Genomic DNA, 13,733 nt, shown 5'->3' with positions numbered 1-13,733 from the left:
TGTTTTTAAAAAATTTATTTTTATGATATAATCGTAAAAAGTCAAAGACTTTTATCCCGTTTACAATTTATAAGATAAAAAAATTGCGCAAAGTCGGAGACATTTGCGCAGCTTTTCTATTCAAATCTGGAACTCTTTGGAGAGCAGGGGAACGGAAAACTAACTTACTTCACAAACTCTATAGGTACAGTATTTTTACTTTCGATTATTCCGTGATAAACTTTATAATTATTTTCATCAATTGTTTTAAGTATTGGTCTAGATAAAAACTTCTTGTAATTTGTGCTATCACTATAAATCAATATTTTAAAAAAATACCTTTTGTTCTTATCAAGATTTACTGAAGAATAATTTGAATCTGGAAAATAGTACAGAATTTCAAAATATTTAGATTCGCCTTGTTTGAGTAAAAAATTATTTTTGTCTATTAAATTTTTATAATCTGGAGAAATCGAATAATTTAATTCTTTTATTTCCTTCTCTTCTCTGTTATAATTTATTTGTTTACAGGCAACAAATTCTTCAGTCGGCAAATATTCCTTGTGGTTATATTCAGCATGATTACCGTTTTCATCCATAATTTGAAAGAAAACATTACTGGGCTGTAAACCTTTTATCTTCCATGTTAACTTTGAAAGGCTGTATGCATTAAAATAATAATCGCAGGAAGTATTATTGGTAATTTTATAACTAATAATATTTTTTCTCTTGCCATTGTCAAGTTTTGAAAATACTATTTTGGTAGAAACTATTTCTAATTCAACATTATTTTCACTCTTGGAACAAGAATAAATAAACAAAATTAGAAGAATAAAGTATGGTCTCATATTAATTAAATTTATTTACCTTCAAAATATTTTTTCATTTGATCTCTCTGTCCAAAAATAAAACCATCAACCCCTGCTCTGCAAAGTATCGTCCTTGCTAGTGCTGCGCAAATGTCTCCGACTTTGCGCCATCCCAAATACCCAGCTTCTTATTTTTTTTTAAAACCTATCTAAATGCTTCTTTAAACTATCAGCTTTAATTATATTCTTTTCTACTCCCCAACCATTTCGATACAATTTTTCTAACTCATTTATACATCCAATTTGATCTTGCTTTGCTCCGTCATTCAAAAAAAACAAAGCTAATTTTTTTTGATTATCTGATAATAATTTAAAATCTTGGGTTGTACAGAATTTTTTATTAGTAAAAATAGATAGTAAATCCATATAAACGTTATGAATCATTTCTTTATCATTATGCTTATAAGACATAATTAATGAATAGGAAAGTAGTTCACTATAATTATCTTGATTATAATAATATTCTCCTAATAAAATATAGGCACTTCTATTATTGTTTTCAATTACTTTACTTTTATATTTTGTGATTTGTTTTTCACTTAGATCTTTGTGGTCTGAGCAGCCATGAAAAATCATAACTGCTACTATTAATTTTATTGCTCTCATCTCTTAAAGTTTCCATAGTTATAACCATTAATATATTTCGCCCAGCTCTCCGAAGTCTTTCTTAATAGTGCTGGGCAAATGTCTCCGACTTTGCGCCATCGCAGCTCTTTAATTCAAATTTAGAACTCTTTGTAGAGCGGGAGTTAAACGAGAATGAAAATTATTTGCAGATTTACAGATCTTTATAAGTAAATCTTTTAGAAAATCTAGCTTCATTTTCATTGACAATAGAAACTTCCAATTCATTATTATTTTTGACTATTTCTGCAGCTTTTTTTTCAGCACTCTCCAAGTCAAAAAATGGCAATCTAGGAATATTCCCCTGCCCATCAAAGTCATTAAATCTAGTTTTACAATCTAACTCTAGAATAATTTCAGTGCGATATTCGCAAATCATTATAAAATACATATTCCATTACAATTTAAAGTCAGCATCGTAATTATCGAAATGCTCATTAAGGATTTAATATTATAGAGGTTAAATCGCATGTTATACTATTTTAATTCTCCACTAACTCAATATCCATAGTTTTTATCAAACCATCTTCAAAAGTGTAAACATGTTTTACCAATCCATCAAAGATTAAGCTTCCCTTCAAATCTTTTACATTTTGCTGCACCAGAACTTCTAGACTTCCATTTTCCCTTTCTACAAAACCAATCGGTTCTACTTTTGGGTTTATTTCTGCCCATTGTCGCGTCCAATATTGTCTGATTTCGTTGTGGCCACTTATATAACCGCCTTCCCATGCTTTTGACCATTGCACGTCTTCTTGCATTGTCGATAAACAGTCTTCAATATTTCTTTCGTTGAAAGCATTATAGGCTTTTGCTATAACTTCTTTGTAGTGATTTAACATCTTTTCTATTTTTTTATATTTTGCAAAATTAATTTTACTCTGTTCGATTCAATTTCCAAATTATAAAGTTTATAATTCAACTGCTTCAACTTTTCTAACATCTCAGAATTCAGAAATAATGACGCCCATTCTTCCTGTTTTTTTCTATAATAATAGGTGACTTTTAATTCTTTTTCATTTTTATAATCTTTAATCTCCCAAAAACAATCATTTGAAAGTTTTACCTGCAAATTGATTGGCACATTTACAACCTTTTTTTGGCGTGCTTTTAATAGAATAAAATCTTCTATTTTAATACTTTTTTTCTTTTGCATCCATTTCTCATCAAAACTTCGCGATATCGGATCTACATCTTCATCAAAACAATTATTTGATTGCCAACTTAAGTTATCATTATTAAAATTATACACAATCATATGTACGAAAAAGAAACTCGTCTCATTTGTTGGTAACATAAAATTCCATTTTTCACTGTCAACAGAGTTTAAAATTGGAAGATAATAATTATAAGATGAATTATTACTAATCAACAGTTTAGCATAACTATTATTTTTTAAAACTTTGTCAACTATTTCAAATGTTATATCCTTTGCTTTTTTTTCTTGCGAAAAGCATAAATTCAAAAATAAAAAAAAGCTAATAGCAGTTGCTTTAAATGCTTTTATCATCTTTCAAGTTTTTCTAATATCCAATACAAAAAACAGTCTCACCTTTATTCACTGGCGGCGTTCCAATTTTATATAAAACAATTCCAGTTGCAGGTGATTTAATTTCAGCTAAAACCTTTCCAAATTCATTAGAAACAAATCCGATTTTATCGCCTTTTTTAATATAATCTCCGCTTTTTAAAGTACTATGAAAAATTCCAGCAACTTCTGCTTTTACATACTCCTGATTGTTCAAATAAACCGCTGATGGATTTTTCACAGGAGCTGTTCCATTGTCGTACATTCCGATGTAATTGAGCATATTATAAACTGCTTTTTTGATCAAATGTACCGATTCTGTCTGAACATTTCCTAATTTTCCAGCTTCGATACTTAAAGCTGTTTTTCCGTTTTGAGAAGCCTGTTTGAAAGCATATTTTGCAGGCTCGGTTTTCGTAATCGTGTACGGATAAGAAACAATATGATTGATTCCTGAAATCTCTGAAAGTTTACTGCTTAAAAGCGTTTTCTTTTCTTCTGATGTATTATTGTAATAACACACAAAAGGAAGCAAATCTTCGTTGGCATCGCCTCCATGAATATCCAAAAAAACATCCGATTGAGGAATAATCTGTTTCGTGATATAATTAGCAATTTGTTCTGTAATAGTTCCTGTTTCTGAGCCTGGAAAAGCATTATTCAGATTTTTATGGTCTGACGGATTTACAAATGGGGTTCTTTTATAAAATGAACCAACATTGGCAATTGGAACCACAATCAAAGTTCCTTTCAACTTTTTCGGATCGATTTCTTTGATTAATTCCTGAACTGCTGTAATCGGCGGATATTCAAAACCATGTATTCCCGCAATAATGGTAAAAACAGGTCCTTTTTCTTTTCCAGAAAGTATCGTTACAGGCATGTAACTATAAGGCGAGTCTGTTTTAAAATGAACCAAAGTATCGGTTCTTTTTGCAATGTTTTCTTTTATTAATTTTTCTAGATTTTGCCCATAACTAATTATACTCATCAATAGCATTAATTTTGTTCCAAAAAGCTTTAAATAATTCACGTGGTATTCTTTTTATTATGGGAAACAAAGTTTGCTTCCTTATATTCTTATAGCGCAAAGATAAAAAAGTTTACTCTTTTACTAAATTCTCAAAATCCAATCGATACTAACTTATTAATAAGGAACAGAGTAAAAAATTAAAACCTTAAAAACCAACTTCAAATATTATCAAATTTTTAAATCTCACGGTTTTTAGAAAAATTTTAAGAAACCTTACTTTTCAAATTACTATATTTGGCGCACTTTAAACAAACATACTCCCTCTTTTTAAGAAACAAAATTATATAATCTGCTGTACTCTAAATGAAACCCACCAAGTTCATATATGTCGTTTTACTATCGCTGCTTTCTTTTTTTAGAGGTACCGAAACGTATTCGCCAATTTATAGTGCTAGCAGCTGCATTACCTTAGATAGTGTTGCAGCAGACGATACGCAAATTTTTTCTTCTGACTTTTCTTCTTCTAAAAATCTAGAAGTTCATTATAAGCTCAAAAAGAAAATGAAATGCAGAGCGACTACTTTGGAACAAAGTACAATCAAAGCTCCGTATTTTAGCAATTTAGTCAACTTCAAAGTCTATAAAGAGACTTTAATATATGGTATAGCTTCAATATACCACATCGAAAGACATCCTCATCTTCATTTGTATCAGCTTTTCTAGGCTTTAAATTTTTGTCGTTTTTATATAGAATATTTCTCGTTTGCTTATGCAATTGAGCTGCTATTGCTATAAAAACATTCCTAAAACGGTACTTTTCTAAACAGAGAAGCATCTGAAATCCCTTTTTTATCTTTTGTTTCGATTGTTGTCGAAAACAATATCCAAATTCATACTCCCGATATTTATTATCAAGGGAGAAAATCTATTTATTCAAAAATTTAAACCTAATGATGAGCATTTATAAAAATCCATTTCTTTTATGCACCTTGGCTTTATTCGTTTTAGTCTCGTGCGGAGATAAATCAAAAAAAGATTCAAACAACATAAAAACGTTTCCTGTTTATAAGGTTACTTTAAAAGACACTATAGTTTCGAGCAAATTTGTTGCCGATGTACATGCTAAAAACAATGTAGAAATTCACGTTCGTATTCCTGGTTTATTAGACAAGGTATACGTTAGCGAAGGACAAAAAGTAAAAAAAGGGCAAATCCTTTTTAAAATAAGCGATGTTGAACTTCAGATTCAATTGCTAAAAGCAGAAGCCGTTTACAAAAGTGCAAAAGCCGATTTAAGAATTGCAACTGTAGAACTAGAACAGGCTCAAACCCTTTTCAATAAAAAAGTAATTGCAGACAAAGAATTAGAATTATCTAAAGCAAAAAATGATGCCGCTTCTGCGAAATTGGCTCACGCTGCTGCAGAAAGAAAAGCAATCAATCAGCAGATTAGCTTTACCACGATCCGCGCGCCATTTGACGGAACAGTTGACCGTATTCCGTTTAAAGAGGGAAGTTTAGTAGAAAATGGTTCATTATTGACGACTGTTTCTCAATTGGACGATGTATACGCCTATTTCTCAATTCCTGAGAACACTTATTTCCAAATGATGGAGGACAAAACCTTAAACACGCAGGGCGATATTAGATTGGTATTGCCAAACGGACAAGTTTACGATCAAAAAGGAGAATTAAGAACTGCTGATGGAGATATCGACAAACAAACAGGTTCTATTCAATACAAAGCAAAATTTCACAATCCGCAAGGATTTATCAAACACGGAACTTCTGGAAAACTAATTATTTCAGAGCCAAAAACCAATGCAATTTTAATTCCGCAGAAAGCAGTTTTTTCTATTCAGGACAAACAATACGTTTTCCGCGTGAACAAAGATGGAGTAGTTAAAATGACGAATGTTACAATCGAAACGACTCTAGATGATGTTTATATCTTGAACGAAGGTCTAAAAAGCGACGACCTAATTGTGCAAGAAGGTACGCAATCATTGAGAGACGGCGATAAAATCAACATGAAACAAATGTAGGTTATCGACTTGTAAAACAGTTATTTAATTATTTATCTAAAAAATTTAAAATGATAGAGTTATTTATCAGAAGGAAAATATTGTCATTAATCATCTCGGTTATGATAGTCCTTCTGGGATTGCTGGCGTTGTTTCAGCTTCCCATTACCCAATTCCCAGACATTGTACCACCGTCTGTAACCGTTACAGCAAAATATACAGGAGCAAATGCAGAAGTTTCGGCCAATGCCGTCGCCCTTCCGTTAGAAAGAGCCATAAATGGAGTGCCCGGAATGACGTATATGTCAACCGTAACATCCAACGATGGTTTGACCTTAATTCAGGTTTTCTTTGAAGTAGGAACCGATCCTGATTTGGCTGCCGTAAACGTGCAGAACAGGGTTACCACGATTCTGGACGAACTTCCAGAAGAGGTAATTCGTGCTGGGGTTACAACCGAAAAAGAGGTAAATAGTATGTTGATGTACTTGAACATTACAAGTACCGACAAAACTCAAGACGAACAGTTTATCTTCAACTTTACCGATATTAATATCCTTCAGGAATTAAAACGTATTGATGGTGTCGGACGTGCCGAAATCATGGGTCAGAAAGAATATTCGATGCGTGTTTGGTTAGATCCAGAAAAGATGCTTTCGTATAATATTTCAGCAAATGAAGTTATTAATTCACTTCAAAAACAAAACATTTCTGCCGCACCAGGTAAAGTCGGTGAAGGTTCAGGACAAATGAACAATCAATTACAATATGTAATTAAGTATGGCGGAAAATTCTTCGAGCCAAAACAATATGAGGAAATTCCGTTAAGAGCCAATTCAGACGGAACTATCTTAAGATTAAAAGACATTTCGAAAATCGAATTTGGTGCGATGAGTTACGGAATGGTTTCTAAAACCGACGGAAAACCTTCGGCGTCAATCATGCTAAAACAGCGTCCAGGTTCTAACGCCTCTGAGGTTATTGCGAGCGTAAAAGAAAAAATGTCCGAATTAAAAGGCTCTTCTTTTCCTCCTGGAATGGAATTCAACATTGCCTATGACGTATCTCGTTTCCTTGACGCTTCTATTCATGAAGTATTAAGAACATTAGTTGAAGCCTTTATTTTGGTGGCATTTGTAGTTTTCCTCTTCCTTCAGGATTGGAGATCGACTTTGATTCCAGTATTGGCAGTTCCTGTCGCGCTTATTGGTTCGTTTACCTTTATGTCGATGATGGGCTTCTCGATCAACTTATTAACGCTTTTCGCTTTAGTACTTTCCATCGGAATTGTGGTTGATAACGCGATTGTCGTCGTCGAAGCCGTTCACGTAAAAATCTCCGAAGAACATATGTCGCCAATGGAAGCTACCATTAGTGCCATGAAAGAAATTACAGGTGCCGTTATTGCAATTACGATTGTAATGGCTGCAGTATTTATTCCGGTTGCTTTCTTGAGTGGGCCGGTTGGGGTTTTCTATAGGCAGTTCTCTTTAACAATGGCTATTAGTATTGTGATTTCGGGTATTAACGCCCTTACCCTTACTCCTGCCCTTTGTGCTATTATGCTAAAAGCGCACGATCCGAACAAAGAGAAAAAATCGCTTTTAGATCGTTTCTTCCACAGATTCAACCATTGGTTCGATAATATTACTTCAAAATACATCAAAGTATTGGTGAAGTTTGCTGATCGTAACACTGTTACAGTGGGTATATTAGTACTATTTTGCTTTTTAACTTGGGGAACAACTAAGTTTTTGGCATCTGGATTTATCCCGACTGAAGACCAAGGTATGGTTTACGTAAGTGTTACAACACCACAAGGGGCAACGGTAGAACGTACTGAAAAAGCCCTAGACGAAGTGACTAAAATTGCTCGCGGAATTAAAGGTGTAGACAACGTAACAACTCTTGCTGGATACAGTATTGTAACTGAAATCGCCGGAGCTTCATACGGAATGGGAATGATCAACTTAAAAGACTGGAGCGAACGTGATATTTCGGTTACCGAATTTATGGCCGAACTTACAGAAAAAACCAAAAACATTACCGATGCACAAATCGAGATTTTTGCGCCACCAACCGTTCCAGGTTTTGGTAATACCAGCGGTTTTGAGCTTCGTTTACTGGATAAATCTGGAGGAAGTATTACCAATACCGATAAAGTGACCAAAGAATTCATCAAAGAATTAAATGCTTCGCCAGAAATTCAGAATTCATTTTCGAGTTTTGATGCCACTTTTCCACAGTATTTAATCCATATTGATTATGATTTGGCGGCCAAAAAAGGAATCTCGGTAGACAATGCCATGTCGACTTTACAAACCATGTTAGGTTCTTTTTATGCAACCAATTTTATTCGTTTTTCTCAAATGTATAAAGTAATGGTACAGGCAAGTCCGCAATTCCGTCAAAATCCAGAAAGTATTTTGGATATGTATCTGAAGAATGAAGCTGGCGAAATGGTTCCGTTTTCTACTTTCATCAAATTAGAAAGAGTTTACGGACCTGAGGTTTTAACTCGTTACAACATGTACATGTCGGCTATGATTAACGGTGAACCTGCTGAAGGTTACAGCTCTGGAGATGCCATTGCTGCTGTTGAAAAAATTGCAGCAGAAAAACTTCCTAGCCGTTTTGAACTGGAATGGTCTGGTATGACGCGCGAGGAGATTTTATCAGGAAACCAGACGATCTACATTTTTGCGCTTTGTATACTATTTGTATACCTATTGCTTGCGGCACAGTACGAAAGTTTATTGCTTCCGTTCCCTGTATTACTGAGTCTTCCAGTTGGAGTTTTCGGTTCTTACATTGCGCTTGTAATGGTCGGGCTTGACAATAACATTTATGCCCAAGTAGCACTCGTCATGCTGATTGGTCTACTCGCCAAGAACGCCATCCTAATTGTTGAGTTTGCGATGGCACAAAATAAACTCGGACGCGATATCGTGGAAGCGGCAATTGAAGGAGCAAGACTTCGTTTCAGACCAATTTTGATGACTTCTTTTGCTTTTATTTCAGGATTGATTCCATTGTGTATCGCTTCTGGTGCAGGTGCAATTGGTAACCGTTCGATTGGTACAGCAGCTGCGGGAGGAATGTTAATTGGAACTGTGTTTGGTCTTTTAATTATTCCTGGACTTTACATACTGTTTGCAAAATTGGAAAAACGAATGAGCAAGTCAAACAATTAATTCGTTGAGCAAAATAGAGTAAATTAATCTAATTTGATCTGCAACAATCTTTTAAAATCTGCGTGAAATATTTTTTTAAGCATAGATTTTTTCACGCAGATTTTAAAAGATTAAAGCAGATTTAACAGATTAATCTAAGCTATGAATACGATTGAAAAATGCTTGACAGATTGAACAAATAAAATTAAACAATGAAAGAGATATTAAATCAATATAAAAATACTGGTGTGATAAGGACAACCAAAAGCGCTGTTGTAATAACCGGAGTTTTGCTTTTAACAGCTTGTTCGGCACCAAAAGTCAGTAACAAACTAGACGCGGCAAAGCTTCCAGAAAATTTTGATAGGGAGAAAAAAGAAGCTTCAACTGAGGCTCAACCTTTTATTCCGTTAAAAACGGAGACGTTTTTTAAAGATCCCAAATTAGAGGAACTATTAAAAAAAGCCATTACCAAGAATCCTGATTATTTAATCATGCAGGAAAGAATTTTAATTGCCAATTCGCATTTAAAAGTAGCAAAACTAGCTCTTCTTCCCTCTTTAGATCTTGTGGCCGATGCTTCTGGAACACATTACGGAAAATATACAATGGATGGAGTTGGTAACTTTGATACCAATTTTTCTCAAAATATTAGCGATAAACAAAGAATCAACGAAGATGTTACTCCTAACCTATTTTTGGGAGCCAAAGTTTCTTGGGAAGCTGATATCTGGGGAAAATTAAGCAATCGAAAAAAAGCAGCTCAACAACGATTTTTTGCTTCTCAGCAAGGAATGCGTTTGCTGCAAACGCGTCTTTTAGGAGATGTTGCCGACTTGTATTTCAAACTGATCGCTTTAGACAAACAAGCCGCGATTTACGATAATAACTTGAAAACGCAAGAAAAAGCACTTGATATTGTTTCGGCACAAAGATCGGTCGGAAAAGCAACAGAATTGGCTGTACAGCAGTTTAATGCACAAAACAATAATATTCACGCCGAAGCGTCAGAATTAAAGTTAAGCATTGATCAGACTGAAAAAGCGCTATTAACACTTTTAGGCGAATATGGCGGAAAAATTGACAGAAGCAGTGATTTTTTGTCTGGACATTTGGAGGTTTTAAACCAAAAAATCAGCGTGGATTCTATCATTCACAAAAGACCAGACGTATCTGAAGCTTATTTTGAATTATTAGCAAGCAACGCTGATGCTAAATCGGCTCGCGCTGCCTTTTTCCCAACTGTAAATCTAGGCGGTTATGCAGGTTTCAACTCATTCTCATTCAACACCCTTTTTGATGCGGGTTCTTTTGCCTGGCAGTTATTAGGAGGTTTAACAGCTCCTGTTTTCAATAAAGGACAAATCAAACAGGAATTTTATGTTTCGAATAGAAGACAGGAAATCTCATTCCTTCAATATCAAAATGCAGTGACGACAGCGTTCAACGAATTAAGCGCTTTACTTCATAGAAACGAAGCTTACGAAGATGTTTTAAAATATAAATTGAACGAAATTGATCATCTAGAAATTGCTGTAAATGTCTCAAACGATTTGTATTTGAGCGGTTATGCCAATTATTTGGAAATCATCAATGCGCAAAAAAATAAATTGCAGGCCGAATTGGATTTTGTTGATATCCAATTACGAAATGCAAACTCACAAGTATTGCTGTACAAAGCTTTAGGCGGAGGAATAAATTAGTTTATATGTTGGTCAAAAATGGCTTCTGTTTATAATAGCTCATCGCAGAGGTTGTTTTTAAGTCCCGTTTCTATTTTGAAACGGGATTTTTTTTATAAAACCAATACTCATTTTACCGTTTACTTTTTACCTTTATTCCAAAATACTAAAATTCCGTTGATGGATATTTCCAAAATTCTCGATCACATACACCAACTTCCCGAGCAGTCTAAACTTGCTCTACAAAACAATGTTACAGAAATAGCATTTTCTAAAGGGCACATTTTGCTAAAAGCCAATAAAGTAGAATCGAATATTTATTTTATAAAGAAAGGATTAGTAAGAGCTTATGTAGAAAGAGATAACGAAGTTACTTTTTGGTTTGGAAAAGAAGGTGAAACCATAATTTCAATGAAAAGTTATGTTGAAGATCAGCCTGGTTATGAAACCATTGAACTTTTGGAAGACTGCGAATTGTACAAACTTAAAACAGAAAACCTAAGAAAACTCTTTAATGAAGATGTTCACATAGCCAATTGGGGACGAAAATTTGCCGAAAAAGAATTGATAAAAACCGAAGAACGTTTGATTTCTAAACAATTCAAAAATGCGTCTGAACGCTACTTGGAATTAATGAAAGATCATCCTGAACTCCTTCAAAGAGTTCAACTAGGACATATTGCTTCTTATTTAGGAATTACACAAGTCAGTTTAAGCAGAATACGTGCAGAAATAAAATAACTTCATTTTTTATCATTTGTTAAATTTTTTCTGATTTCCATAAAAGAACTTTGCATCACAAAATTTTAACTATATGAACTGGATTATTTTAATCATCGCGGGTCTATTTGAAGTAGCCTTCGCATCATGTCTTGGAAAAGCAAAAGCAACTACTGGAACCGAAATGTACTATTGGTATATTGGTTTTTTTATATCATTAACGGTAAGTATGCTTTTATTAATGAAAGCTACAGAAACGCTTCCGCTAGGAACTGCTTATGCTGTCTGGACAGGAATTGGAGCTGTAGGAACGGTTCTAGTGGGTATCTTTGTTTTTAAAGAACCTGCAGCATTCTGGAGATTGTTTTTCTTGGCTACTTTAGTTGGTTCTATTGTTGGGTTAAAGGCCGTTTCTCACTAAAAATATATTTTACGATTATCCTCAACTTTGTCAAAGTTTGAAACTTTGACAAAGTTTTTTTTGTTTTTAAACTCGTTATTTATCAAATTTCCCCACTACTAAGCCCCCAATCTTGTCATTTCGACGAAGGAGAAATCTTCACAAGTAACTCCGCAACGAAAGTCCAATCTTTCAAACCCAGATTCCTCGTTCCTCGCAATTGACAAACTGTTGACACAAACTGCTCCTATAACTTTGTCAAAGTTTTCAGTTTGGAATTTGGGATTTAAAATTTGGAATTCAAATAAACTAATGCAATTCCAGCATCACATGATAAAAAAATAGCATTTTTAATCATTATTCTCTCTTTTATCTTTGTCAAAAATTAAAGCCTAAAATTAAAATGACATTCAGCCATTCCATTAAATCTTTTGACGAATTAACCAATCACGAATTGTATAATATGCTTCGATTAAGAAGCGACGTTTTTGTGGTCGAACAAAACTGCCCTTATCTCGATTTGGATAATAAAGACCAGAAAGGTTTTCATTTATTGTATTATGTCGATAACGAATTGGCAGGTGTTACGCGCTTACTTCGAAAAGGAGTATCATATGATGAAGTTTCAATCGGAAGAGTTGTCATTGCAAGATCGCATCGCGGATTAGGTTTAGGAGTAAAACTAATGGAAGCTTCGATTGCGGGATGTGAAGAAAAATTTGGAAAAGGTCCAATCCGAATCAGTGCGCAATACCATTTATCCAAGTTCTATCAATCTTTGGGATTTGTAGAACAAGGAGAAGTTTATGATGAAGACGGAATTCCGCATATCGGAATGCTAAGAGCTTAAAGGTTTACGGAATAATCAATTTTAAAACATTGGAAAGCACAGGATTATGATCTTCGGTTCTCCAATTGACATATAAATCGGTTTCTAGTGGTAATTTGATAAATCGGATTCCTGGAATTTCATGAAAGACATACGAATCGGGTAAAATCGCGATTCCAAGTCCCTTACGAACCAAAGCGATTATAGAAGAACCAAATTCAGAATGAAGATATACTTCTGGAGCGTTCTCCAAAGAATGGAACAATCTTCGGATAATATCGCTGTAACTGCTGCCTTCATCATTGGTTGGTAAAATAAACTTTTGAGACGCAAGTGTTTCTTTAGTCAGATCCTCAGGGGTTTGATACGGATGATCTGCTGGAACCACAACCGCCAAATGATCGGTATGTATTTTTTGAGATTGAATATCTTTTGCATTATTAATATCTCTGGTAATCGCCAGATCAATTTTATAATTTCGCAGAAAATCCTGCTGATTCTCGTACAGCACCTGAACCAGTTTGATTTTTAGTTTTGGAAAAGCTTCTGAAATACGCGATAAAATTTCGGGCATAAGAGAAGCCGAAATAGAATCGGGATGAGAAATGGTAATCGTACCGCTCTCCCCCAACTGAATCTGGCGGGCAGATTGGTGAATAAACTCCAGTTTACTCAATTCGACCTCCCATTTTTCTTTTAAGAATTGGCCTGCAGCTGTGAGTTTTACATTGCGTTTGTTACGTTCAAACAACTGAACGCCAAGTTGATTCTCAAGAGACTGAATCTGACGGCTGAGTGCCGATTGTGTAATATTCATTTTTCCGGCGGTGTTCCAGAAATGAAGTTCGCGGGCCAAAGCCAAAAAATATTTAATCTGCTGTAAATCCATTGATGCAATTTACGCATTTATCACAAACAAAAAATAGCTTTTA

General features: G+C 34.3%; 14 protein-coding genes. 7 read left to right on the top strand and 7 right to left on the bottom strand.

Annotated features, from left to right (window positions below):
* Positions 1-164: 164 nt before the first annotated feature.
* From QLQ95_RS19570 to QLQ95_RS19545, 6 genes are all read right to left on the bottom strand, one after another.
* Positions 165-827: a hypothetical protein gene (locus QLQ95_RS19570; protein WP_482501266.1), complete on the bottom strand. Its 663-nt coding sequence runs from the start codon at positions 825-827 to the stop codon at positions 165-167.
* A gap of 159 nt (positions 828-986) precedes the next feature.
* Positions 987-1,454, bottom strand: coding sequence for a hypothetical protein (locus tag QLQ95_RS19565; protein WP_428237845.1), 468 nt, complete (start codon positions 1,452-1,454; stop codon positions 987-989).
* Positions 1,455-1,626: 172 nt separating this feature from the next.
* Positions 1,627-1,863 carry a hypothetical protein gene (locus QLQ95_RS19560; RefSeq protein ID WP_482501264.1) on the bottom strand — a complete coding sequence of 79 codons (237 nt, stop codon included), beginning with the start codon at positions 1,861-1,863 and terminating at the stop codon, positions 1,627-1,629.
* A gap of 91 nt (positions 1,864-1,954) precedes the next feature.
* Positions 1,955-2,314, bottom strand: a complete 360-nt coding sequence (locus tag QLQ95_RS19555) for a nuclear transport factor 2 family protein (RefSeq protein ID WP_482501262.1) — start codon at positions 2,312-2,314, stop codon at positions 1,955-1,957.
* Between the two features lie 5 nt (positions 2,315-2,319).
* The gene (locus QLQ95_RS19550; protein WP_482501260.1) at positions 2,320-2,982 is read right to left on the bottom strand and encodes a hypothetical protein; all 663 of its coding nucleotides are present in this window, start codon (positions 2,980-2,982) and stop codon (positions 2,320-2,322) included.
* 13 nt (positions 2,983-2,995) lie between these two features.
* Entirely contained in the window at positions 2,996-3,991 is a 996-nt protein-coding gene (locus tag QLQ95_RS19545) for a succinylglutamate desuccinylase/aspartoacylase family protein (protein ID WP_482501258.1), read from the bottom strand.
* Positions 3,992-4,336: 345 nt separating this feature from the next.
* Here QLQ95_RS19545 and QLQ95_RS19540 point away from each other — a divergent pair, with 345 nt between their 5' ends.
* The 7 genes from QLQ95_RS19540 to QLQ95_RS19510 all read left to right on the top strand — a co-directional run bounded on the left by QLQ95_RS19540 (position 4,337) and on the right by QLQ95_RS19510 (position 12,822).
* The gene (locus QLQ95_RS19540; RefSeq protein ID WP_250835870.1) at positions 4,337-4,696 is read left to right on the top strand and encodes a hypothetical protein; all 360 of its coding nucleotides are present in this window, start codon (positions 4,337-4,339) and stop codon (positions 4,694-4,696) included.
* Between the two features lie 227 nt (positions 4,697-4,923).
* On the top strand, positions 4,924-6,018 hold the full coding sequence (locus tag QLQ95_RS19535; protein ID WP_250835869.1) for an efflux RND transporter periplasmic adaptor subunit: 1,095 nt from the start codon (positions 4,924-4,926) through the stop codon (positions 6,016-6,018).
* Positions 6,019-6,068: 50 nt separating this feature from the next.
* A complete protein-coding gene (locus QLQ95_RS19530; protein WP_482501256.1) occupies positions 6,069-9,191 on the top strand; it encodes an efflux RND transporter permease subunit in 3,123 nt (1,040 codons plus the stop codon).
* A gap of 191 nt (positions 9,192-9,382) precedes the next feature.
* The gene (locus tag QLQ95_RS19525) at positions 9,383-10,873 is read left to right on the top strand and encodes a TolC family protein (protein ID WP_482501254.1); all 1,491 of its coding nucleotides are present in this window, start codon (positions 9,383-9,385) and stop codon (positions 10,871-10,873) included.
* A 159-nt stretch (positions 10,874-11,032) separates the two neighbouring features.
* Positions 11,033-11,593, top strand: coding sequence for a Crp/Fnr family transcriptional regulator (locus tag QLQ95_RS19520; RefSeq protein WP_482501252.1), 561 nt, complete (start codon positions 11,033-11,035; stop codon positions 11,591-11,593).
* A 73-nt stretch (positions 11,594-11,666) separates the two neighbouring features.
* Positions 11,667-11,993 carry a DMT family transporter gene (locus QLQ95_RS19515; RefSeq protein ID WP_026728926.1) on the top strand — a complete coding sequence of 109 codons (327 nt, stop codon included), beginning with the start codon at positions 11,667-11,669 and terminating at the stop codon, positions 11,991-11,993.
* 382 nt (positions 11,994-12,375) lie between these two features.
* Positions 12,376-12,822 carry a GNAT family N-acetyltransferase gene (locus QLQ95_RS19510; protein ID WP_482501250.1) on the top strand — a complete coding sequence of 149 codons (447 nt, stop codon included), beginning with the start codon at positions 12,376-12,378 and terminating at the stop codon, positions 12,820-12,822.
* 4 nt (positions 12,823-12,826) lie between these two features.
* Here QLQ95_RS19510 and QLQ95_RS19505 read toward each other — a convergent pair whose 3' ends face one another.
* On the bottom strand, positions 12,827-13,690 hold the full coding sequence (locus QLQ95_RS19505) for a LysR family transcriptional regulator (protein ID WP_095927506.1): 864 nt from the start codon (positions 13,688-13,690) through the stop codon (positions 12,827-12,829).
* Positions 13,691-13,733: the final 43 nt, after the last annotated feature.

This window comes from Flavobacterium sp. B330r (genome assembly GCF_056824325.1).
The sequence above is the reverse complement of the archived record's forward strand: the minus strand, read 5'-3'. Positions and strand labels throughout refer to the sequence as shown.

Bases quoted from the DNA above. Each gene is read 5' to 3' on its own strand.
- QLQ95_RS19570 (WP_482501266.1), bottom strand. From the start codon at position 827: ATGAGACCATACTTTATTCTTCTAATTTTGTTTATTTATTCTTGTTCC.
- QLQ95_RS19565 (WP_428237845.1), bottom strand. From the start codon at position 1,454: ATGAGAGCAATAAAATTAATAGTAGCAGTTATGATTTTTCATGGCTGC.
- QLQ95_RS19560 (WP_482501264.1), bottom strand. From the start codon at position 1,863: ATGTATTTTATAATGATTTGCGAATATCGCACTGAAATTATTCTAGAG.
- QLQ95_RS19555 (WP_482501262.1), bottom strand. From the start codon at position 2,314: ATGTTAAATCACTACAAAGAAGTTATAGCAAAAGCCTATAATGCTTTC.
- QLQ95_RS19550 (WP_482501260.1), bottom strand. From the start codon at position 2,982: ATGATAAAAGCATTTAAAGCAACTGCTATTAGCTTTTTTTTATTTTTG.
- QLQ95_RS19545 (WP_482501258.1), bottom strand. From the start codon at position 3,991: ATGAGTATAATTAGTTATGGGCAAAATCTAGAAAAATTAATAAAAGAA.
- QLQ95_RS19540 (WP_250835870.1), top strand. From the start codon at position 4,337: ATGAAACCCACCAAGTTCATATATGTCGTTTTACTATCGCTGCTTTCT.
- QLQ95_RS19535 (WP_250835869.1), top strand. From the start codon at position 4,924: ATGATGAGCATTTATAAAAATCCATTTCTTTTATGCACCTTGGCTTTA.
- QLQ95_RS19530 (WP_482501256.1), top strand. From the start codon at position 6,069: ATGATAGAGTTATTTATCAGAAGGAAAATATTGTCATTAATCATCTCG.
- QLQ95_RS19525 (WP_482501254.1), top strand. From the start codon at position 9,383: ATGAAAGAGATATTAAATCAATATAAAAATACTGGTGTGATAAGGACA.
- QLQ95_RS19520 (WP_482501252.1), top strand. From the start codon at position 11,033: ATGGATATTTCCAAAATTCTCGATCACATACACCAACTTCCCGAGCAG.
- QLQ95_RS19515 (WP_026728926.1), top strand. From the start codon at position 11,667: ATGAACTGGATTATTTTAATCATCGCGGGTCTATTTGAAGTAGCCTTC.
- QLQ95_RS19510 (WP_482501250.1), top strand. From the start codon at position 12,376: ATGACATTCAGCCATTCCATTAAATCTTTTGACGAATTAACCAATCAC.
- QLQ95_RS19505 (WP_095927506.1), bottom strand. From the start codon at position 13,690: ATGGATTTACAGCAGATTAAATATTTTTTGGCTTTGGCCCGCGAACTT.